Source organism: Ruegeria sp. CH10 (assembly GCF_056537125.1).
The window spans coordinates 287,554-308,041 of sequence record NZ_JBQFQY010000001.1 but is presented as its reverse complement, the minus strand read 5'-3'; the positions used below and the strand labels follow the sequence as shown (position 1 = coordinate 308,041).

General features: G+C 57.8%; 16 protein-coding genes. 10 read left to right on the top strand and 6 right to left on the bottom strand.

Annotated features, from left to right (window positions below; translation table 11 throughout):
• Nucleotides 1-11 precede the first annotated feature (11 nt).
• Nucleotides 12-515, bottom strand: coding sequence for a single-stranded DNA-binding protein (gene ssb, locus ACRZ94_RS01545; RefSeq protein ID WP_480650866.1), 504 nt, complete (start codon nt 513-515; stop codon nt 12-14).
• Between the two features lie 205 nt (nt 516-720).
• Here ssb and ACRZ94_RS01540 point away from each other — a divergent pair, with 205 nt between their 5' ends.
• Together ACRZ94_RS01540 and ACRZ94_RS01535 are read left to right on the top strand one after the other, a co-directional pair.
• The gene (locus ACRZ94_RS01540; protein ID WP_480796515.1) at nt 721-1,299 is read left to right on the top strand and encodes a lytic transglycosylase domain-containing protein; all 579 of its coding nucleotides are present in this window, start codon (nt 721-723) and stop codon (nt 1,297-1,299) included.
• A 376-nt stretch (nt 1,300-1,675) separates the two neighbouring features.
• Complete coding sequence (locus tag ACRZ94_RS01535; RefSeq protein WP_480650870.1) at nt 1,676-2,389, top strand: DNA helicase; 714 nt, start codon at nt 1,676-1,678, stop codon at nt 2,387-2,389.
• A 171-nt stretch (nt 2,390-2,560) separates the two neighbouring features.
• Here the strand turns inward: ACRZ94_RS01535 and ACRZ94_RS01530 are convergent, their stop codons facing one another.
• The 5 genes from ACRZ94_RS01530 to miaA all read right to left on the bottom strand — a co-directional run bounded on the left by ACRZ94_RS01530 (nt 2,561) and on the right by miaA (nt 10,263).
• The gene (locus ACRZ94_RS01530) at nt 2,561-4,648 is read right to left on the bottom strand and encodes a dipeptide ABC transporter ATP-binding protein (RefSeq protein WP_480796514.1); all 2,088 of its coding nucleotides are present in this window, start codon (nt 4,646-4,648) and stop codon (nt 2,561-2,563) included.
• A 92-nt stretch (nt 4,649-4,740) separates the two neighbouring features.
• The gene (locus ACRZ94_RS01525) at nt 4,741-6,204 is read right to left on the bottom strand and encodes an ABC transporter permease (RefSeq protein ID WP_480796513.1); all 1,464 of its coding nucleotides are present in this window, start codon (nt 6,202-6,204) and stop codon (nt 4,741-4,743) included.
• Between the two features lie 13 nt (nt 6,205-6,217).
• The gene (locus tag ACRZ94_RS01520) at nt 6,218-7,264 is read right to left on the bottom strand and encodes an ABC transporter permease (RefSeq protein ID WP_480796512.1); all 1,047 of its coding nucleotides are present in this window, start codon (nt 7,262-7,264) and stop codon (nt 6,218-6,220) included.
• A gap of 122 nt (nt 7,265-7,386) precedes the next feature.
• Entirely contained in the window at nt 7,387-9,057 is a 1,671-nt protein-coding gene (locus tag ACRZ94_RS01515) for an ABC transporter substrate-binding protein (RefSeq protein WP_480650878.1), read from the bottom strand.
• 312 nt (nt 9,058-9,369) lie between these two features.
• Nucleotides 9,370-10,263 carry a tRNA (adenosine(37)-N6)-dimethylallyltransferase MiaA gene (gene miaA, locus ACRZ94_RS01510; RefSeq protein WP_480650880.1) on the bottom strand — a complete coding sequence of 298 codons (894 nt, stop codon included), beginning with the start codon at nt 10,261-10,263 and terminating at the stop codon, nt 9,370-9,372.
• Between the two features lie 97 nt (nt 10,264-10,360).
• On the opposite strand from miaA, the gene pyrH reads away from it, so the two are divergent.
• From pyrH to ACRZ94_RS01470, 8 genes are all read left to right on the top strand, one after another.
• On the top strand, nt 10,361-11,104 hold the full coding sequence (gene pyrH / locus ACRZ94_RS01505; RefSeq protein ID WP_480650882.1) for a UMP kinase: 744 nt from the start codon (nt 10,361-10,363) through the stop codon (nt 11,102-11,104).
• Nucleotides 11,105-11,335: 231 nt separating this feature from the next.
• Nucleotides 11,336-12,562 carry an aminotransferase class V-fold PLP-dependent enzyme gene (locus ACRZ94_RS01500; protein WP_480650884.1) on the top strand — a complete coding sequence of 409 codons (1,227 nt, stop codon included), beginning with the start codon at nt 11,336-11,338 and terminating at the stop codon, nt 12,560-12,562.
• Nucleotides 12,563-12,610: 48 nt separating this feature from the next.
• Nucleotides 12,611-14,035 carry a cryptochrome/photolyase family protein gene (locus ACRZ94_RS01495; RefSeq protein WP_480650886.1) on the top strand — a complete coding sequence of 475 codons (1,425 nt, stop codon included), beginning with the start codon at nt 12,611-12,613 and terminating at the stop codon, nt 14,033-14,035.
• 69 nt (nt 14,036-14,104) lie between these two features.
• Complete coding sequence (locus ACRZ94_RS01490; RefSeq protein WP_480650888.1) at nt 14,105-15,313, top strand: class I SAM-dependent methyltransferase; 1,209 nt, start codon at nt 14,105-14,107, stop codon at nt 15,311-15,313.
• 16 nt (nt 15,314-15,329) lie between these two features.
• The gene (locus ACRZ94_RS01485) at nt 15,330-15,770 is read left to right on the top strand and encodes a TrgA family protein (RefSeq protein ID WP_480650890.1); all 441 of its coding nucleotides are present in this window, start codon (nt 15,330-15,332) and stop codon (nt 15,768-15,770) included.
• A gap of 30 nt (nt 15,771-15,800) precedes the next feature.
• Nucleotides 15,801-16,916 carry an NUDIX domain-containing protein gene (locus ACRZ94_RS01480; protein ID WP_480650892.1) on the top strand — a complete coding sequence of 372 codons (1,116 nt, stop codon included), beginning with the start codon at nt 15,801-15,803 and terminating at the stop codon, nt 16,914-16,916.
• Nucleotides 16,917-16,985: 69 nt separating this feature from the next.
• The gene (locus ACRZ94_RS01475) at nt 16,986-18,020 is read left to right on the top strand and encodes a cysteine synthase A (protein WP_480650894.1); all 1,035 of its coding nucleotides are present in this window, start codon (nt 16,986-16,988) and stop codon (nt 18,018-18,020) included.
• A complete protein-coding gene (locus tag ACRZ94_RS01470; protein WP_480796511.1) occupies nt 18,020-20,443 on the top strand; it encodes a DUF3772 domain-containing protein in 2,424 nt (807 codons plus the stop codon). The genes ACRZ94_RS01475 and ACRZ94_RS01470 overlap by 1 nt, the downstream gene beginning before the upstream one ends.
• Nucleotides 20,444-20,488: the final 45 nt, after the last annotated feature.

Sequence of the window (20,488 nt, the reverse complement as noted above, 5' to 3'; positions counted from 1 at the left end):
CTCCGTTTTGTTTAGAACGGAATCTCGTCGTCGTCGATTCCGCCGGATGCGGGGGCAGGGGCGCTGGAGGGCGCACCATAGGGGTCGCCATATCCACCGCCGGCCTGACCACCGCCATAGCCGCCCGATTGGCCGCCATAGCCACCACCGCCGCCGCCTTCACCACGGGCATCCAGCATTGTCAGTTCGCTGCGATATGGTCTCAGGACGACCTCTGTCGTGTATCTGTCCTGACCTGATTGATCCTGCCATTTGCGGGTTTCCAGCTGACCTTCAATGTAGACCTTGCTGCCTTTGCGCAGATATTGCTCTGCAACGCGCACCAGCGGTTCTGAGAAGATTGCAACCGAGTGCCATTGTGTTCGATCCTTACGCTCGCCCGTGTTGCGGTCTTTCCAGGTCTCGGACGTGGCGATGCGCAGGTTGCAAACTTTCCCACCATTCTGAAACGACCTTACCTCGGGGTCCGCACCGAGATTGCCTATAAGAATGACTTTGTTGACTGAACCCGCCATGTATTTCCCCGTTCTGAAGTAACGTACGCGCGCCGAATCTGACGCAGAGTTTCCCCGCGACCCTATACCGCCTGCGCCGTGGTTAAAACAAAGTTCATACGAGGGGTTTCAGGCAAGAAAATACACTGTTTCTGTTTACCAAGCTTTCATTGTTCACTGAAATATCTATACTCGTCAGAGTTCAGAATGGGCGAGATTGGCTTTAATGCGTTTTCTGGTTGGTGGTTTTTTGGTGGTTTGTTTCGCATTGGTCTCGGTTCCGGTGACCGCACAGACTTTGTCGACCAAAAGCCGCAAGGACATCTTCCTCAAACAATCCAAGGTTTTGGACAATCGCGCCGCCTCGCAGTACCGCGATTCCGAGCGGTTAAAGCCCAAGCGGGAAAAACCCCAGTTCGTACAGCGCTATACTGGTAAATACCGGGGCGAATACATCGCGCTTGCCCGTCAGGCCGCGCGCAAACACAATGTGCCCGAGGACCTGTTCCTGCGCCTTGTGCAGCAGGAAAGCGGCTGGAACCCCCGCGCGAAATCCCACAAAGGTGCGTTGGGTCTGGCCCAACTGATGCCCGGAACCGCGCAGCTATTGGGCGTGAACCCGCATGATCCAAAGCAGAATCTGGAAGGCGGCGCACGCTATCTGTCGTGGCAGTACCGCAAGTTCAAATCCTGGCGCCTGGCATTGGCAGCGTATAACGCAGGGCCCGGAGCGGTCGAAAAGCACGGCGGCATCCCGCCCTATAAGGAAACCCAGAATTACGTGAGGGTTATCTGGGGCGGGTAGTTTGACTACGCGATTGTTGCGGTGCCAGTGGGTTCCCCCGAAATGTCCTTGGTTTAGTAGCATTTGAATTGGCTCTGGTCGGAAGTCATGATTCCCTCCTGAAAATCTGTTGATGGTGCGCCAACGGGTTCACCAACAGTGACGCCTTATCGTCGGGTTCAGGTCAAACAAAGGAATCCTTGGCGAGATAGCTGAGGACAACTTTAGTGTTGAGGATCCGGGTTCGTTGACGCACAGTGAAGGCAGGCCCTGCTCGGGCCTCCGCCCTCCATACGGGAAGCATCAGTCATGTAGAGCGAAATTGTCTGAACCTGTCTCGTTCGAGCGCACGCATTAGGAGGGATTGCAGAAGCAGCTCGAAAGAGGAGGAACAAACATGCGATTTTCTGCACCCATTTATGTGTTGAAACGTAAAGCCAAGCTTTTGTCGCGGGACCGTGACGTCGCTCTGCATCGGGCGCTGGACAAGATTGCCACTGATGAGGGATTTCAGAATTGGAGTCATCTCATTTCATCAAAGGCGAATGAAGGCTCTGTCGGAGGTGTTCTTTCGAAATTAGACCCCGGCGACCTGGTGCTCGTCGGAGCAAGACCACGACAGGGAAAAACTCTTCTGGGGCTCGAACTGGCGGCGTCGGCATCGCAGCTTAAACGCAAAGGCTATTTCTTCACGCTGGATTACCATAAACGCGATCTTGCAGATCGGTTCTCAGATATTGGAATTGCCCCAAGCACCGGCGAAAAGCTGGTTGTGCTTGATACATCTGATGATGTTTCTGCGGACTATGTCATCCATCGCCTCAAGGCAGTGAGTGAACCTGTGCTGATTGTTCTGGATTATCTTCAGCTCCTTGATCAGAAGCGTACTAATCCAAGCCTCGACGATCAGATCAAGTCTCTTCAGAGGTATGCGATGGAGACAGGCGCAATTTGCGTCGTAATCTCACAAATCGACAGATCATTCGATTTAGGCGGGAAACCAATACCGGATGTATCAGACATACGCTTGCCAAACCCGCTTGATCTGTCCGTTTTCCGCAAGCTCATTTTCTTGCACGAGGGCAAAATCCGGTTTGAACGAGCCGCATAGGCCATTGAGCAACCGTTGTGAGGGCATATGATGAAAGTTCGCATATTACCCACGGCCTAATGTCGAAATGAAAACACCCTCGCAAAGTTCTGCGAGGGTGGGTTGTTCTATACGCCTTCGGTCGTTTTTTGACCTTGCAACACGCTTCGCCAAACTCCAGCGATCTCAGCCTTACTCTGCAGCCACTTTGATGACCGGTTCCATACGGGCAAGGATTTCCTCTGACAGGTGGCATTTCACCTGATGCCCATCGGCCAGAGTTTTCACCGGCGGCACGTCGCGTTCGCACATCCCGCCCGGCACCTCGGATTTCCAGCGGCAGCGGGTTTGGAACGGACATCCCGGCGGTGGGTTCATCGCCGACGGAATATCGCCCTCCAAAACGATGTGCTGTTTTTCGATCGAAGTATCCGCGATGGGCACCGCGCTCAGCAGGGCTTCGGTATAGGGGTGATAGGGCGGGGCAAAGACCTGATCGGTCGTGCCCAGCTCGACCACGTGACCCAGATACATCACCATCACCCGGTCGCTGAGATAGCGCACGATTGATAGGTCATGGCTGATGAACAGCAACGTGGTTTTGTGCTCGCGCTGAATTTCCATCAGCAGGTCCGTCACCGCCGCCTGAACCGAAACGTCCAGCGCCGAGACGGGTTCATCCGCCACCACAATCCTTGCGTCCCCGGCAAAGGCCCGCGCGATACCGACACGCTGTTTCTGCCCGCCTGACAGCTGGCGCGGCATCCGCTCCGCAAAGGCGCGGGGCAGTTTCACCAGGTCCAAAAGCTCCAGCATCCGTTTCTTGCGCTCGGCCTCGGACTTGCCGACGCCAAAGATTTCCAGCGCGCGGATGATCTGACGCCCAACGGTCATCGACGGGTTCAGTGTGTCAAACGGGTTCTGGAAGACCATCTGAACTTCGCCAACGGTCTTGGCATCACGTTCTTCGATGGGCACGTCCTCGATCGAGCGGTTGTCCAGCAGGATCTGACCATCCGTGGCCGTTTCAAGCCCCATCAGCACCTTGGCAAAGGTGGACTTGCCGCACCCGGATTCCCCCACGATGGCCAGCGTTTCGGATTCATGCGCCTCGAAACTCAGCGTTTCATTGGCTTTGACCACCTTGGTCTCGCCACCTCCGAACAAGGCGTTGGCGGCGACCTCATAGTATTTCTTGAGGTTGTCCATCTTCAGGACGGTGCGCCCGATCTCGGCCTTTTCTTTCTGTTCGCCCACCGTAATCGGCGCGTTCCAGTCGATTTCCTTGAACTTCAGACAGCGCGTGTGATGGCGGTCATTGCCGGGCACAGGCTCCATCAGGATGTTTTGGGCGTCACAACGGCCTTCTTCGAAATAGTCGCAGCGCGGGCCAAAGTTACAGCCCGGAGGACGCTCGTGTGGCAGAGGGAAGTTCCCCGGAATCGCCACCAGCGGCCGTGCGTTCTTGTCCGCACCGGGCAGGGGGATCGAACGGAACAGCGCCTGCGTGTAAGGGTGCTGCATTTCGTCGAACACATCCTTGATCGAGCCGCGTTCAACCGCTTCACCGGAATACATTACGCACAGCCGGTCGCAGGTTTCCAGAACCAGCCCGAGGTTGTGCGAGATAAACAGCATCGAAGTGCCGTATTTCTTGCCCAGATCCTTGACCAGTTCGACCACCGCAGCCTCAACGGTTACGTCAAGCGCGGTGGTGGGTTCGTCAAGGATCAGCAGCGCCGGCTTCGACATCAGCGCCATGGCGATGACGATCCGTTGTTGCTGGCCACCCGACAACTGGTGCGGGAACGAGTTCAGCATCCGCTCGGGGTCGGGCAGGCGCACATCCGTGACCACTTCCAGCGCGCGGGCATAGGCTTCTTCTGCGCCGACGCCTTCGTGGATCATCGGCACTTCCATCAACTGCTTGCCGATCTTCATGGCGGGGTTCAGCGAGGCCATCGGCTCTTGATAGATCATCGCGATTTCATTGCCGCGAATGTCGCGCAGCTCATCCGAGGTCATCTCGGACAGGTCGCGCCCCTTGAACTTGATCGAGCCGCCCACGATCCGCCCGTTCTTACCGAGGTCCTGCATGACCCCCAGCGCCACGGTGGATTTGCCGCAACCGGATTCACCAACCAACCCAACCGCTTCGCCCGGTTGCACACTGACCGAAAAATCCATAACGGCCGGAATTTCGCGCAAACGGGTGAAAAACGAAATCGACAGTTTATCGATCTCAAGAATTGGCCCGTCATACTCCGCCAGTTTATTCATCTTGCTTACTCCTCGCGAGAGTCAGGGGATCCCCTTCATCTGGCTAAAAATATCCTGGGGGTCCGGGGGCAAAGCCCCCGGCCGCTTTCACATTAGTCCTTCAGGCTCTCTTCACGCAGACCGTCTGCCAGCAGGTTCAGACCAAGAACCAGTGTCAGCAGCGCCAGCGCGGGCGGCAGGGCCGGGTGCAGGTAGATCGACAAGAGCTTACGCCCCTCGTTGATCGTCGACCCCCAGTCCGGGCTTTCCGGTGGCAGCCCAAGACCAAAGAAGCCCAAGGTGCCCAGAAGGATGGTGGTATAGCCAATACGCAGACAGAAATCGACGATCAGAGGCCCACGTGCGTTTGGCAGGATCTCCCACAGCATGATGTACCAGGGGCCTTCGCCCCGGGTCTGGGCTGCGGCCACGTAGTCACGGGTTTTGATATCCAGTGCCAGTCCCCGAACGATGCGGAACACGGTGGGCGAATTCACAAAGACCACTGACACAAACACCACCAGAATGCCGCCCGGTATGTCGAACAGGTCCAGATATGTGGGCAGACCCCAAATGCTATAGCTGTCCGTGTTGATGACGTACCCACCTGAGGAGATCAGCGACAAGTACAGCCAACCAGCAATTCCCAGTACTCCGATCAACAGCGGCGTACGGAATGTCGGCCTTGTGTAAAAGCGCGAATTCAGCAGAACCGCCAGGAACAGGATCGGGAAGACGAACAAGACGGCCGCCATATAGTTCGGCACCCCGGTTGCCACGATTTCCGGCGTGACCAGCAGGTAGAACAGCAAGATCACGGGGAAGGCGAGGATCAGGTTGGCCAGGAACGACAGGAACGTATCGAGGCGCCCACCATAGAACCCTGCGGGAAGACCCAGAGTGATGCCAACCATAAAGGCAAACATGGTGGCCAGCGGTGCGATCTGAACCACGATCCAAGCGCCTTTGACCATACGGCTAAAGACATCGCGGGCCAGGTTGTCACCGCCCAGCAGGTACCAGGCGTATTCCCCATCTGCGGTCGAGGGCACGGGCGTTCCGGGGACCTTGTTCTTCATGCCCGACACCTGTGACAGCGGGTCATGCGTGACGATCAGGTCCATTGCACCAAAGATGCCGGTAAACACCCAGAACATCACCAGGCCAAATCCGATCATCCCAATGGGGCTGTCGAACAGTTTGCCGTAAAGGCCCAGCTTGCGTTTGAACGCAATCGACATGGCGAACAGGATCACCAAAGACATCCAAACGGGCAGGAATTGTTGCGAAATCGCTCCGATAATTCCGGCGCTGGTGCCCAGTAGAACGCCCAGCACGATATAGGCCAGCAAAAGGGCGACACAGGCGGTAAAGCTGTAGCGCAAGGCCTTTTGTGTCAGCCCGCGCAGGCCAGTGCCCGAGCTCAGCGTACCGTCAATATTCACGCTGACCGGAGTTTCCGGCAGCACCATGCTACCGACCATCCAGACCACGATTGACACCACAAGGGCCGCAAGCGCGATCATCAGCAACGGGTTCAGGAGGGCGATAGAGCCGGTCCAGGTAAGAGGTTCCATGTCCTATCCTCCCTTATGAAATGCGAATGCGCGGGTTGAGGTAGACATAGCCGATATCCGAGATCAGCTGCGTCACCAGCACCACAAAGACCGATACGACCGAGATCGCCAGCAACAGCTGAATGTCGTTGTTGCCCGCCGCCTGTACCAGCGCCCAGCCGAAACCCTTGTAGTTGAACAGGGTCTCAACGATCACCACGCCGTTCAGCAGCCACGGGAACTGCAGCATGATAACAGTGAAAGGCGCGATCAGCGCATTGCGCAACGCGTGTTTCATGACAATGTTCGAAAATGAAACACCCTTCAGACGCGCGGTCCGGATGTATTGCGCTGTCATCACCTCGGTCATCGAGGCGCGGGTCATCCGGGCGATATAGCCCATCCCGTATAGCGCAATGGTTAACACCGGCAGGAAGAAGTTTTCAAAGTTCGGGTTCTCCATCGCTTGCGTCGCCGTCCCCTTGAACCATTTGAGGCCCACAGCGGATGAGGTGAAGATCGCGATGAAAATCACACCAGACACATATTCGGGTGTGGCCGTGGTGGTGATGGCAAAGGTCGACAGGGTCCGGTCCGTGGCCGAGCCCTCTTTCATACCAGCCAGAACACCAAGGATCAGCGCCGACGGGACCATCAGCAGCATCACCCACAGCATCAAACGACCGGTCAGTGCCAGACGGTTTCCGACAACAGTTGCGACCTCTTCTTTGAAGACTGTGGAATAGCCCCAATAGCCCTGCAGGATACCACAGAAATTGGGGGCCTCTTCAGCGGATTGACCCGGCAGGATACATCTGCCCTGAACCGTGCCATCCTCGTTCGTGTGGCGATAGGATGGCAGCACGCCCAGCCATTCGCCATATTTGATAGGCGTCGACTGGAGGTATCCGTTCTTTTCCAGAAAGCTCTCAACCTGCTCATCCGACATCCGGAAATTGCCTTGCGTTTTAGCAAGCTTTTCCAGGTTTGGATAAAGGTTGGTGAGGAAGAAGACCAAGAATGTCAGGCACAATGCTGTCATGAGCATAATGCCGACACGCTTTAGTATGAAAAGTCCCATAATGGCCCCTGTTGGTAGGCTAGCGCGCAGATTGTCTGCTTGTCGCGTCGCTGTTTTTTTCGGGTCGCCGCTGTTAGGGCGAAAAGGCCGCGCCTATTAGACGCGGCCTGATAAAAGTCAGCTTAGCCGACGATGCCGAACTTATAGAGCTGGGGCAGATCAGCGATGTGCTTTTCAACACCCACCAGATTGTCGCGGTGGTGACGCATTGCGGTGCGCCAGTAAGGCTGAATGACCACACCTTCGTCGATCATGATCGCCTGCAGTTTGGCCATCACCTCGCGGCGCTTGTCCACATCGGCGATCGAGTTCGCCTCGGCCAGCAGGGCATCGAACTCGGCATTTGCAAAGCCGGATTCGTTCCAGGCAACACCCGATTTGTAGGCCAGCGCCAGAACCTGCGTGCCCAGCGGACGGTGGTTCCAGTTGGTCGACGAATAGGCGTATTTGGTCCAGTCGTTCCAGAAGGTCGAACCGGGCAGAACGGTGTGCTTGGCCTTGATGCCCGCATCGTTCAGCTGCGCAACGACAGCCGCGGTGGTATTGCGACGCCAATCATCGTCGATCGACTGCACTTCGTGCTCATAGTCGCCCATTCCGGCCTCGTCCATCAGCGCCTTGGCGGCTGCCGGATCATAGGGGATACGGGTGACTTCCGAGTCGTATTCCGGGTGCATCGGACCGACATGGCTGTTTTCGGCGGCGATGCCGTAGCCTGACATGCCCAATTCCAGACAGACCGAATTGTCGACGGCCATGGCAAGCGCCTGACGCACGCGTTTGTCGCCATAGATCTTGTTGCCGTTTTCGTCTTCGGCCAGCTGGTTGGGGCGGATTACGATGGTAAAGCCTGACGGAATTTCCGAACGGGTCAGGCCAATGCCGTCAAAGATGTCGACGAATTCACCAACCGATTCCCAGTTCATGTCGATCTCTTCCGCCTCATAGGCGGCCAGGAACGCGGCAGGGTCGGTACCATAGTCGATGAATTCGATCCGATCGATGTAACCACCTTTGCCTGCAGCATAGCCCCACCATTCAAAGTCCTCGTTGCGGACCAGAACGCTTTTGACGCCCACTTCGTGGCTTTCGGGCAGCATGAAGCCAGTGCCGACGGGGTTGTCCAGCATGGTGTTGGGGTCAAAGCTGCTGTGCACGATGGCTGCAGGATAGTCTGCCATACCCGGGATCACGGTGATGTCCGGTGCATTGCACTTCAGCTTCACGGTATGAGAGTCGACAACAGTGATCGCGCCTTCGGATGCTTTCTGAGTGGCCTCATCAACCAGGCTGGCCATGCGCGAGGCCATCGAGTTGCCTTCCAGCGACATGTCACACCAGCCTTCGATGTTGCGCGCAACATCTTCGGCGGTGAAGTCGTCACCGTTGTTCCACTTTACGCCTTTGCGGACGTTCAGAGTGTACTCGGTGGCGTCTTCGTTCGCTTCCCAACTTTCAAGAAGCATCGGTTTGAACGAACCGTCATTGTTGTATTCAACCAGATACTCCAGCCAGCCTGCCGAGATCGTCGCCATCTGCGTCCAGTCATAGGTGCGCGGATCTTTCAGTGCGCGCACTTCCATCTGATAGCGGATGGTGCCGCCACGCTGAGGCTCCTGCGCCGCAGCGGGTGAGGACAGTCCGATCATTCCATAGGCTGCGGGCACAGCAACACCCAACGCGGTCGCGCGGGCCAGGAATTCCCGACGGTTCAGTTTGCCGTCGCGATATTCCTGAGCGTGCATTTCTGCGGCCCAGTGAACCGATGCTCCGGTAACAGTTTCATTTCGCATTAATGTCTCTCCCTGATGACATGTTATTATTGAAGAGGGTCAGGAACCGCTCAGACCGGAAGGCACCGGACGGCAGGTTCTCGCGTTTTCTGTTGGATACTCAACATCCCCATGCACCCATTCGGCCCCAGATTTTGAAATAGGTCAATGTTCGAAATCGTCATCCAAAGCACAAAAACGACATTGTTCGGCAATGTGTGGGGTAACCGGGCACCGGACCGGCGGCGATTCAGCGATGTATACAATCGTGAACCGGAGAATTGCTGTGATTAAGGGAATCGCTTGGGAAAATTCACTGAAGGTCGCGGCGTATCATTTTGAGAAATCTATGTGATTCCATTTTTTCATGCGCGCGCGGAACCATGTACGCTGGCGTTTGGCGAACTGACGGGTGGATATCGTCGCGCGTTCGCGGGCGGTGTCCAGGGTCATCTGTCCGTCAAGGTAGGCCAGCAGCTCTGGAACCCCGATGGCCTTGAAGGCGGGAAGGGCGGGATCATAGCGGTCACGCATCGCCTCAACCTCTTGCAAGGCACCGGTGTCCAGCATCTGATCAAAGCGTCGGGTGATACGGTCCAGCAGCCAGTCTTTGTCGACGTCAAACACGATGGGAACGGTGTCGGCCACGTCCAGAATCGGAGGCGGCGTATCGCTTTGCCAATCGCGCAGGCTGCGCCCAGTGGCATGCTGAACCTCCCATGCGCGCTGAACACGGGCGCGGTTTTGGGTGTCGATCCCCCTAAGCGTTGCGTCATCCACGCCCGCAATCAGAGCGGACAGGTCCATCTGATCGGCCCGGGCCCGAAGCTCGGGCGGGGTTGGGGGGATGTCTGCCATACCCTCTGTCAGAGCCGAGAAATACAGACCGGTCCCACCCACGATGATCGGGCGCTGATCCGCCGATAGCAGCGGCGTGACCTCTCGCAGCCAGTGACCGGTTGAATAGGTCTGATCATAACCGATGTGACCATAGAGCAGATGCGGTGCGCGGGCTTCTTCCTGAACCGAGGGGCGGGCCGAAATCACGCGCCAGCAATCGTAAACCTGACTGGCATCGGCATTGACGATCACGCCGCCAAAGGTCTCGGCAATCTCCAGCGCCAAAGCCGATTTCCCCGAGGCGGTTGGCCCCGCAATCAAGACCGGTATGCCATCGGGAATTGGCGGTAAGTAATCCCAGAGTCGCGATGTTTTGACATTGGCCATTCGCCTGTGCCCCAATCCTACGCATCCGCATTGAACCTGCGGAGTTTTTGCTTCATTTTGCGCCGGAAAATAAACCCGTGCCAGCCCGGAGCGCAACATGAGCCTTTCCCAGACATCAGAGACCCCCAAAACGAAATACAGCCGTGTGATGCTGAAGATCTCGGGCGAGGCCCTGATGGGGGACCAGGGGTTCGGACTGCACCCGCCCACCGTTCAGCGCATCGCGCAAGAGGTCAAGTCGGTGCATGATCTGGGGGTCGAGATTTGTATGGTCATCGGCGGCGGCAACATTTTCCGCGGTCTTAGCGGCTCGGCCCAGGGGATGGAGCGGACAACGGCCGACTATATGGGCATGCTGGCAACGGTCATGAATGCGCTTGGGATGCAGTCGGCGCTGGAAGAGGTCGGGGTCTTCACTCGTGTGATCTCGGCTATTCGAATGGACGAAGTGTGTGAGCCCTATATCCGCCGCCGCGCTGTGCGCCACCTGGAAAAGAAGCGGGTTTGTATCTTTGCGGCGGGCACCGGCAACCCATACTTCACCACCGATACCGCCGCCACCCTGCGCGCCAATGAGATGGCCTGTGAGGCGATCTTTATGGGTAAGAACGGCGTGGACGGTGTTTATGATAAAGACCCCAAAGAGCACGCGGATGCGGTGCGCTATGACACCGTCAGCTATGACGATGTGCTGGCAAAGCGGCTGAGGGTGATGGACGCCTCGGCCATCGCGCTGGCGCGGGATAATAACCTGCCGCTGATCGTGTTCGGGCTGGATGAACCCGGCGGGTTTCGCGGCATTCTGGCCGGTGAGGGGACCTATACCAAGGTTCAGGGCTGACACGCCTGCCAGAACTTGCAAAACCGGGCCCTGCGCCCGGTTTTTTTCTTGCACGCTTGTGCGCTTGACGACCGGGCTGGACCTATGCACTTTGGCGCGGTTCCTGCCGGGCGCAGGGGCTGCGGGGCCAGTGGCCTTCGCTGGGCTGGAAGACCTGCCATGATTTCCGAGGGTTCCGAAATCATGCTCGGGCACCTCGTTGACCAAGACGCATGATCAAGGAGGCACGCTATGAGCAGTTTGGATATCAATTTCGTTCGGTCCCAGTTCCCGGCCTTTTCCGAACCCGGTCTGCAAGGGCAGGCATTCTTTGAAAACGCTGGCGGATCATATACCTGCAAGCCGGTTCTGGATCGTCTGATGCGCTATTACACTCAGCGCAAAGTCCAGCCCTATGGCCCCTACGACGCCAGCCGTCTTGCGGGCGAAGAGATGGACGAGGCCCGGGTTCGGATGGCTGCGATTCTGGGCGTGGACAGTGATGAGCTGAGCTTTGGCCCGTCAACCACGCAGAACACCTATGTTCTGGCGCAGGCATTCCGCCAGTGGATGCAACCGGGCGAGGCCATTGTTGTCACCAATCAGGATCATGAGGCGAATTCCGGCCCGTGGCGGCGTCTGGCCGACGAGGGCATCGAAGTCCGCGAATGGCAGATCGACCCGGACACCGGATCGCTGAATCCGCAGGACCTTGAGAACCTGCTGGACGAAAAAGTGCGTCTGGTCTGTTTCCCGCATTGTTCGAATGTGATCGGCGAGATCAACCCGGTGACCGAAATCACCGCCATCGCACATGCGGCGGGTGCGTTTGTTTGTGTCGACGGTGTCTCTTACGCGCCGCACGGGTTTCCGAATGTGGGTGATCTGGGGCCGGATATCTATTTGTTCTCGGCCTATAAAACCTATGGCCCGCATCAGGGCTGCATGGTGATCCGCCGCTCAATCGGGGAATTGCTGCCCAATCAGGCGCATTATTTCAATGGGGATGTTCTGTACAAACGGTTTACCCCGGCGGGTCCCGATCATGCCCAGATCGCGGCAAGCGCGGGTATGGCGGATTACGTCGATCTGCTGTGCGATCATCACGGCGGCCCAAAGGGCAGCGCGACCGAGCGGGGCGCCTTTGTCCACGATTTGATGCGCGGGCAAGAGGTGGCGCTGTTGCAGCCGGTGCTGGATGCGGTCAAAGATCGGAACGCGGTCCGCCTGATCGGCACATCCGACGCCGCGCGCCGTGCGCCGACGGTGGCCCTTTCCCTGAACCGCAACGCCGAAGCGGTGGCCGCCGAACTGGTGGATCACGGTGTCATGGCAGGTGGAGGAGATTTCTACGCCCTACGCCCGCTGCAGGCGATGGGGGAGGATATGGCGCAGGGTGTGCTGCGGGTCAGCTTCACGCACTATACCTCTCAACAGGAAATTGATCAGTTATTGAATGCACTTGACGCCGTTTTGTGATCCGGTTCCCGGCGGGCTGCGTAATGCGGTCTAAAACACCGGGCGGTCATGGAACACAGTCATTCTCCGATCATCATCTGGTTCCGACGGGATTTGCGCCTGTCGGATCATCCAGCATTGGCCGAGGCCGCAAGATCGGGTCGTCCGGTCATTCCAGTGTTCATTCTGGACGACCTGACAGCCGCTCTGGGCGCGGCCCCGAAATGGCGGTTGGAGCAGGGGGTGCAGAGCTTCGCGCGCACGCTGGAACAGGCGGGCAGCCGGCTGATCCTGCGCAAGGGCGGTGCGCTGAGTGTACTGCGGGCCTTGATCGCGGAAACCGGCGCGACTTCGGTTTTCTGGTCGCGCGCTTATGACCCTGACGCCATCAATCGTGATACAGCGGTCAAGTCCGCGCTGACGCAGCAGGGGATCGACGCCCGGTCCTTTGCGGGGCATCTGCTGTTCGAACCCTGGACCGTCGCCACCAAAACCGGCCAGCCGTTTCGGGTGTTCACACCCATGTGGCGCGCGGTGCAGGGGCGGGATGTTGCGGCACCCGAAGCGCCGCCTGCATCTATACCAGCACCGACGCATTGGCCTGCATCCGACGATCTTACCGCGTGGCGATTGGGGGCTGCGATGAATCGCGGCGGCGCAGTAGTTTCGGCGCATGTCAGACCCGGAGAAGCCGCTGCTTTCGACATATTGCACGAGTTTCTGGACCGAATCCCGGCCTATTCCGAGGATCGAAACCGTCTGGATGTGGACGGGACCTCGGACCTTGCAGAATACCTGTCGTTGGGTGAGATCAGCCCCCCCAGCGTTTGGCACGTGGTTCAAAACGCGGCCCAGAATGGTGTACAGGGCACGGATGCCTATCTGCGTCAGCTGGTCTGGCGCGAATTTGCCTATCACCTGATGTTTCACACGCCGCAGCTGCTGACCGGCAATTGGAAACCCGAATGGGATACGTTCGGCTGGAACACGGATGCGGATCATCCCGATGTTGTGGCCTGGCGGCAGGCCCGGACCGGAGTTCCCGCCGTAGATGCCGGTTTGCGGCAAATGTACGTGACCGGCCGCATGCACAACCGCGCCCGGATGATTGTGGCCAGTTACCTGACCAAGCATCTGATGACGCACTGGAAAATTGGCATGAACTGGTTCGCCGACTGTCTTGTCGATTGGGACCCGGCATCAAACGCGATGGGCTGGCAATGGGTTGCGGGATCAGGGCCGGACGCGGCCCCGTTTTTTCGCATCTTCAACCCGCAGACGCAGTTGGAAAAGTTCGATCCAAACGGGGATTACAAAAACCGCTGGATTGCCGAAGGACAAAGCGCGCCACCACCGACCGCCTTGTCCTATTTCGATGCGGTTCCACGATCCTGGGCCCTCGATCCTGGCTCGGCTTATCCTGAGCCGGTCGTTGATCTTGCGACGGGTCGTGCGCGCGCGCTGGCGGCGTATGAAAACCGAAAAACCGGGTAAGGAACTGAAAACTTGCCACAAACACAATCTCGGCCTAGCCTTGAGCGACGGCCGCAAAGGGGAGAGCGGATGATCCTTACAACGACTGACGGGCAGAAAAACCTGCCCAGATACTTTGCCCAAGTGTTCAAGATGCTGAACCGGATGGAGTTCGGCAGGTTGGACATCGCGCTGCAAGACGGGCGCGTCTTCCGCTCTGAAGGGGCCAAACCGGGGCCGGTGGCGCAGGTTGATATTCATGATGAGGACGTATTTGCGCGCCTGATCCGCGAGGGTGAGCTGGGATTCTCGGACTCCTATTTGGAAGGCGGTTGGAGCACCCCAGATCTGCGGTCCTTTATGGACTTGGTGCATCTGGGCACCGAAACCGTCTATGACGATTTTACCGGCAAGTTCCTGGTCCAGGCCTATGAAAGGCTGCGGTTCTGGCTGCATCGCAACAACCGGCGGCAGGCGAAAAAGAACATCTCATACCACTACGATCTGGGGAATGATTTCTACAGTCTGTGGCTGGATGAAACCATGACCTATTCCAGCGCTCTGTTCGAAACCGGGCAGGAAAGTCTGGAAAAAGCGCAGACGGCAAAATATGCCAGCCTTGTCGATGAAATGGGCGCAAAGCCCGGAGATCATATCCTTGAGATCGGCTGCGGCTGGGGTGGATTTGCCGAATATGCCGCGAAAGAGCGTGGCCTTCGGGTCACAGGTCTGACCATCAGCGAGGAGCAGTTGAAGTTTGCGCGGCAAAGAATTGAAAAAGCGGGGCTTTCTGATCTGGTAGAGTTCAAATTGCAGGATTACCGCGATGAACAGGGTCAATATGACGGAATCGCCTCGATCGAGATGTTCGAAGCCGTGGGGCAGAAATACTGGCCGGTCTACTTTGAGACCGTGCGCGAGCGACTTCGGCCCGGCGCGCAGGCGACGCTGCAGATCATTACCGTCGCGGATCACCGCTGGGATGTCTACAAGAACGGCGTTGATTTCATTCAGAAATATATCTTTCCGGGTGGAATGCTTCCGGCGCCTTCTGTACTGAAACAGCAGGTTGAGGATGCGGGTTTGGACGTGGTGAAATCGCGGGAGTTCGGCAAAAGCTATGATCTGACCCTGCGGCGTTGGTACGAAACGTTCAACGACAAATGGGACGAAATCGCGGACATGGGCTTTGACGAGCGTTTTCGCCGCATGTGGAACTATTATTTGACGGCCTGCGGCGCAGCCTTTGACACTGGCAACTGCGATGTGACACAGATCACTATAGCAAAACCCAGTTAACAAACGGAAATTCCGAATGCCCAGTGCTCCGCGTCTCGTTGCTGCAATTTGTCTTTTGGTCGTGGCCTTTGTCGTTTCAAGCATGATCATCAACAACGGCGAAGAAGGCAAAGACTATGGATCGTTTACCATGGTCAATATGATCATTGGCGTTGTCTGTGGCTGGACGGTGATGGGGCGTCGGGTCGGTCGTGGATGGACCAGCGCGATCAATAACGGTCTGACGGGCATTGTCTCGATGGTGTTCTGGGCGCTGTTCGTGCAGGGCTGCTATGAGATGTTCCGCCTGGCCATGCGCCACCGGTACGATGGCCCGTTCGAAGCACTGATCTCGATCTTTCAGATCGGTGTGGATTATAGCAAGCAATTGTGGTCGCCGGAAATTCTGTGGACGTTGGTGATCGGTGCGGTTATCGCCGGTCTTGCAACCGAAGAAGCTGGCCGCCGCTGGCGGTAATCTCCATCTACTCAGCAAGAGACACTGATTTTGTCCGATTTGTTTTTCTATGGCACGCTTCGGCATCAGCCACTGCTGGAGCTTGTGATTGGCCGACCGCTTTCGCAACTGACCGTGTCCCAGGCCGTTTTGCCTGATCACGCGGTTTATGCGGTGGCGGGGCAGGCTTTCCCTATGATCGCAGCGCAGGACGGTGGCCGGGCCCAGGGACTTTTGGTTCAGGGATTTACGCCCGAAGACCTGAAACGGCTGGCCTTTTACGAAGGCGGGTTCGAATATGACACCACTCTGCGCGATGTAGAATTGGCGGATGGATCGTCGACTCAGGCCCATGTGTTCTTTCCCAAAGCCGGTCTTTGGACGGCAGACGGACCTTGGCGCTTGCAGGATTGGGTTAAGACATGGGCTGAGGTCACTTTGGTCGCGGCAGAGGAAGAACTGGCCTACTACGGTCGGATCGACGCGCCCGAGATTGCCCGAAATTTCACCCCGATCCGCACCCGTGCCTGGGCCAAGCTGGCCGCGCGCAAGCGCCAGACAGGGGATACGCGGGACACGGCCAAAGATGTCATCGTGCGAAGCCACAGGCGCGCATATCTGAACTATTTCGGCATGGAAGAGTTGGAGGTACAGCACCGCCAGCACGACGGAACCATGGGCCCGGTTCTGCATCGCAGTGGGATGATGCAGGGGGCCGCCGTCGTCGTGTTGCCCTATGACCCGGTGCGTGACGCGGTTCTGCTGGTCGAACAGTTTCGCGCGCCGGTCTTCTTGATCGAAGACCCCGAGCCTTGGATGTGGGAGCCGGTGGCAGGCATGATCGACGCAGGCGAAACGCCCGAACAGGCCGCCTATCGCGAGGCTGAGGAAGAGGCACGCGTCACGCTGCGCGGCCTTGAATACGCGGGTGGGGCCTATTCTTCGAGCGGGTCATCGACCGAGTACATTTACCTCTATGTGGGCTTGGGTGATTTGACCCAGACCATCGACAATGGTGGTCTGGCGTCCGAGGGCGAAGATATCCGAACGCAAATCCTGCCTTATGACACCTTTATGCAGATGGTGGATCGCCACGAATTCAAGGATTTACCCATGCTGACGCTGGCCCATTGGCTGGCGCGTAACCGTGCGCGGCTGCGCGGGTAGGGATCGCCGCTTGTGGTTGCCGCACGGCATCTGTACATCTTCGATGATACGAAATGAAATGAGGGTGCCATGCGCATTGCACGAGACCTTGCCGACGCAGTCGGGAAAACGCCGCTGATCCGTTTGAAACGCATTAGCGAGGAAACCGGGTGTGAGATCCTTGGCAAGGCCGAGTTCATGAATCCTGGCCAATCGGTCAAGGATCGCGCGGCGCTCTATATCATTCGTGATGCGGTTGCGCGGGGCGAATTGAAACCGGGTGGCACCATTGTGGAAGGCACCGCAGGCAACACCGGTATCGGTCTTGCGCTGGTCGGGGCCTCGATGGGGTTCAAAACCGTGATCGTGATCCCGGAAACGCAGTCCGAAGAAAAAAAGGACATGCTGCGTTTGGCGGGGGCCCAGCTGGTGCAGGTTCCGGCGGCACCCTATCGCAACCCCAACAACTTTGTGCATTATTCGCGCCGTCTGGCCGAAGAACTGGCGCAGACCGAGCCCAACGGCGCGATCTGGGCGAACCAGTTCGACAACGTTGCCAACCGCCAATCGCATGTGGAAACCACCGGCCCCGAGATCTGGGAACAGACCGGCGGCAAAGTGGATGGGTTTGTCTGTGCCGTGGGCTCGGGCGGGACGTTGGCCGGTGTGGCCGACGCGCTTCAGCCCAAAGGAGTCAAAATCGGTCTGGTCGATCCGATGGGCGCAGGGCTCTATTCCTATTACACCACTGGTGAAATCGCGATGGAGGGCAGCTCGATCGCCGAGGGCATCGGGCAGGTTCGGATCACCAAGAACCTCGACGGGTTCAAGCCCGACTTCTCGTACCAGATGACCGATAACGAGGCGCTGCCTTATATCTTTGATCTGCTGCGCGAAGAGGGGTTGGTCATGGGTGGCTCGACCGCGATCAACATGGCGGGCGCGGTGCGTCTGGCCAAGGATCTTGGGCCCGGCCATACCATCGTGACGATTCTGTGCGACTATGGCACGCGCTATCAGTCCAAACTATTCAACCCTGAGTTCTTGCGGGAAAAAGAGTTGCCCGTTCCGGATTGGATGACCGAGGCCCCCCGCAGCATTCCGGGCGTGTTCGAGGATATCTGATGCTGCGGCCGGTCCGCCTGTTTCTTGCGTTTTTACTGCTGTGCTGCGCCTTGTTGGGTGGCCCCGCGGCCGCCGAGCTGACGGATCGTCAAAGCGAGTACTATCAGAATTGGCTGGACACGGCGAGCCGGGCTGAAACCGATATCGCAGAAGATCGGACATCGAACGCCGCGCTTGAAAACCTGCGGGCCGAGATTTTCGACTACCGCGAGGATTTCAACACCGCCCGAGGCGCCAATACCGACCGCATCCAGACGCTGGAGGCGCAGATCAAAGCGCTGGGGCCCGCACCCGAGGGGGATGCGTCAGAGCCCGAAGAGATCGCCAAGCTGCGCGAGCATCTCGAAGATCAACTGACCAGCCTGCAGGTCCCCCGGATCATCTCGGAAGAGGCGTTCAGCCGCGCAAATGGACTGATCAGCGAGATCGATCAGTTGCTGCGGGACAGGCAAACCAAAGAACTGCTGGAGCGCGGCGTTTCCCCGCTGAACCCGGTCTATTGGGGCCCGGCCTGGACAGATATCGTCGAGGCGCTGCGGGGATTGGTCAATGAATCTGCCTTTAATCTGAAATCCAACATCGTCCAAACCCGTCTGAGCGAGCGGGGTTTGGGAATTCTGTTCCTGGTCGCTGCGGCGGGAATCCTGCTGTATTACGGGCGCTTCTGGTCCGAACGGGCAGGGGAATACCTGCGCAATTTCGGGGGACGGGGCAGTGGGGTCTGGTCCTTTCTGGTGTCGCTGTTGCGTATTGCTTTGCCCTGGTTTGGGGTCTGGCTATTGGTTCAGGCAATCACCATGACCAGCCTGCTTGGATTGCGCGGCACACTGATCATTCAAAACGTGCCATTTTGGGCGGCTTTGATCTTTTACTACGACTGGATAGGGCGTCAGCTCTACGTCACGCAAGCGGCGCAAAGCTTTGCCCGCCTGTCGCGCAAGACTGTGACTGAACTGCGGGTCTATCTGGATATTCTGGCGGTTCTTCTGATCCTCTATGAGTTCGGGCTGCTCTTTGACCAGATCGAGAATATCTCGGACGCCACTCGTGCGGTCATCAGCTTTCCAGTGGTGGTGGCCACGGCGTTGATCTTGTTGCGCATACGCCGGATCAGAACCACTCAGCCTCAGGACGGTGATGCAGAGGTCAGCGAACCCGCACGCAGCGCGGGTTTGTCACAGGTGGTGGATTTCCTGCGTAAGGCGCTGTTCCTGCTGGGTATCGCAAGCCCCATCCTTGCCGCTGTGGGATACACAAACGCAGCCGAAGCGATTGTCTTTCCGGCCGTCAAAACACTGGTTCTGTTTGCCGCGCTGGCGATTTTCCACCGGTTCCTGACGTCGGTTTATGGCTGGATCAGCGGTCAGGGCGACGGCGCACGGGATTCGCTTTTCGCTGTGTTGGCGGGCTTTGTTATTGCCATCATGACTTTGCCGGTCATCGCCCTCTATTGGGGCGCGCGTGAAACGGACCTGCTTGAGCTTTGGTCGCGCCTGTTGATCGGGTTTGACATTGGCGGGGTGACGATTTCGCCCAGGAATTTCTTTACCTTCATTGTGGTCTTTGCAATCGGCTACGGGCTGACGCGGCTGCTGCAAAGCGGGCTCAGGACCTCATTGCTGCCAAAGACCAGCATTGATCCGGGCGGTCAGAACGCGATTGCGGCAGGCACCGGCTATGTGGGGGTTTTCCTGGCTGCGCTGGTGGCCATCATGATTGCAGGTTTCGACCTGTCGTCACTGGCCATCGTTGCCGGCGCTTTGTCGGTTGGTATCGGGTTTGGCCTGCAAACCATTGTGTCCAACTTTGTCTCGGGGATCATCTTGCTTGTTGAACGGCCGATCTCAAAAGGCGATTGGATCGATGTGAACGGGATGATGGGCTATGTGCGCGACATCTCGGTGCGGTCGACACGGATTGAGACGTTTGACCGTACGGATGTGATCGTCCCCAATTCGGACCTGATCAGCGGTGTGGTGACAAACTACACGCGCGGCAACACGATTGGCCGCGTCATTGTACCGGTTGGCGTGGCTTATGGGACCGATACGCGGTTGATTGAAAAGATACTGGGTGAGATCGCCAATGCGCACCCCATGGTTCTGGCCAACCCCGCGCCCAGCGTCGTGTTCAAGGGGTTCGGTGCGGATTCGCTGGATTTCGAGATTCGCGCCATTTTGCGGGATGTGAACTGGGTTCTGTCCGTGACCTCGGACATGAACCACGAGATCAACCGCCGTTTCGTCGAAGAAGGCATCGAGATTCCCTTTGCCCAGCGCGATGTCTGGCTGCGCAATCCTCAGGCGTTGCAGACGCAGCCCGGTGGAAAACCGCCCAAGCCCGAGGTGGCAGAAACGCCGCGGACGCAACCAGTTGAGATGACTGAGACTGATCTGTCGGGTGCCGATGGGGACGAGGTCTGACCCCACGTTCAACCTGTCTGAGACTGGTTGAATTTTCGCGATAAT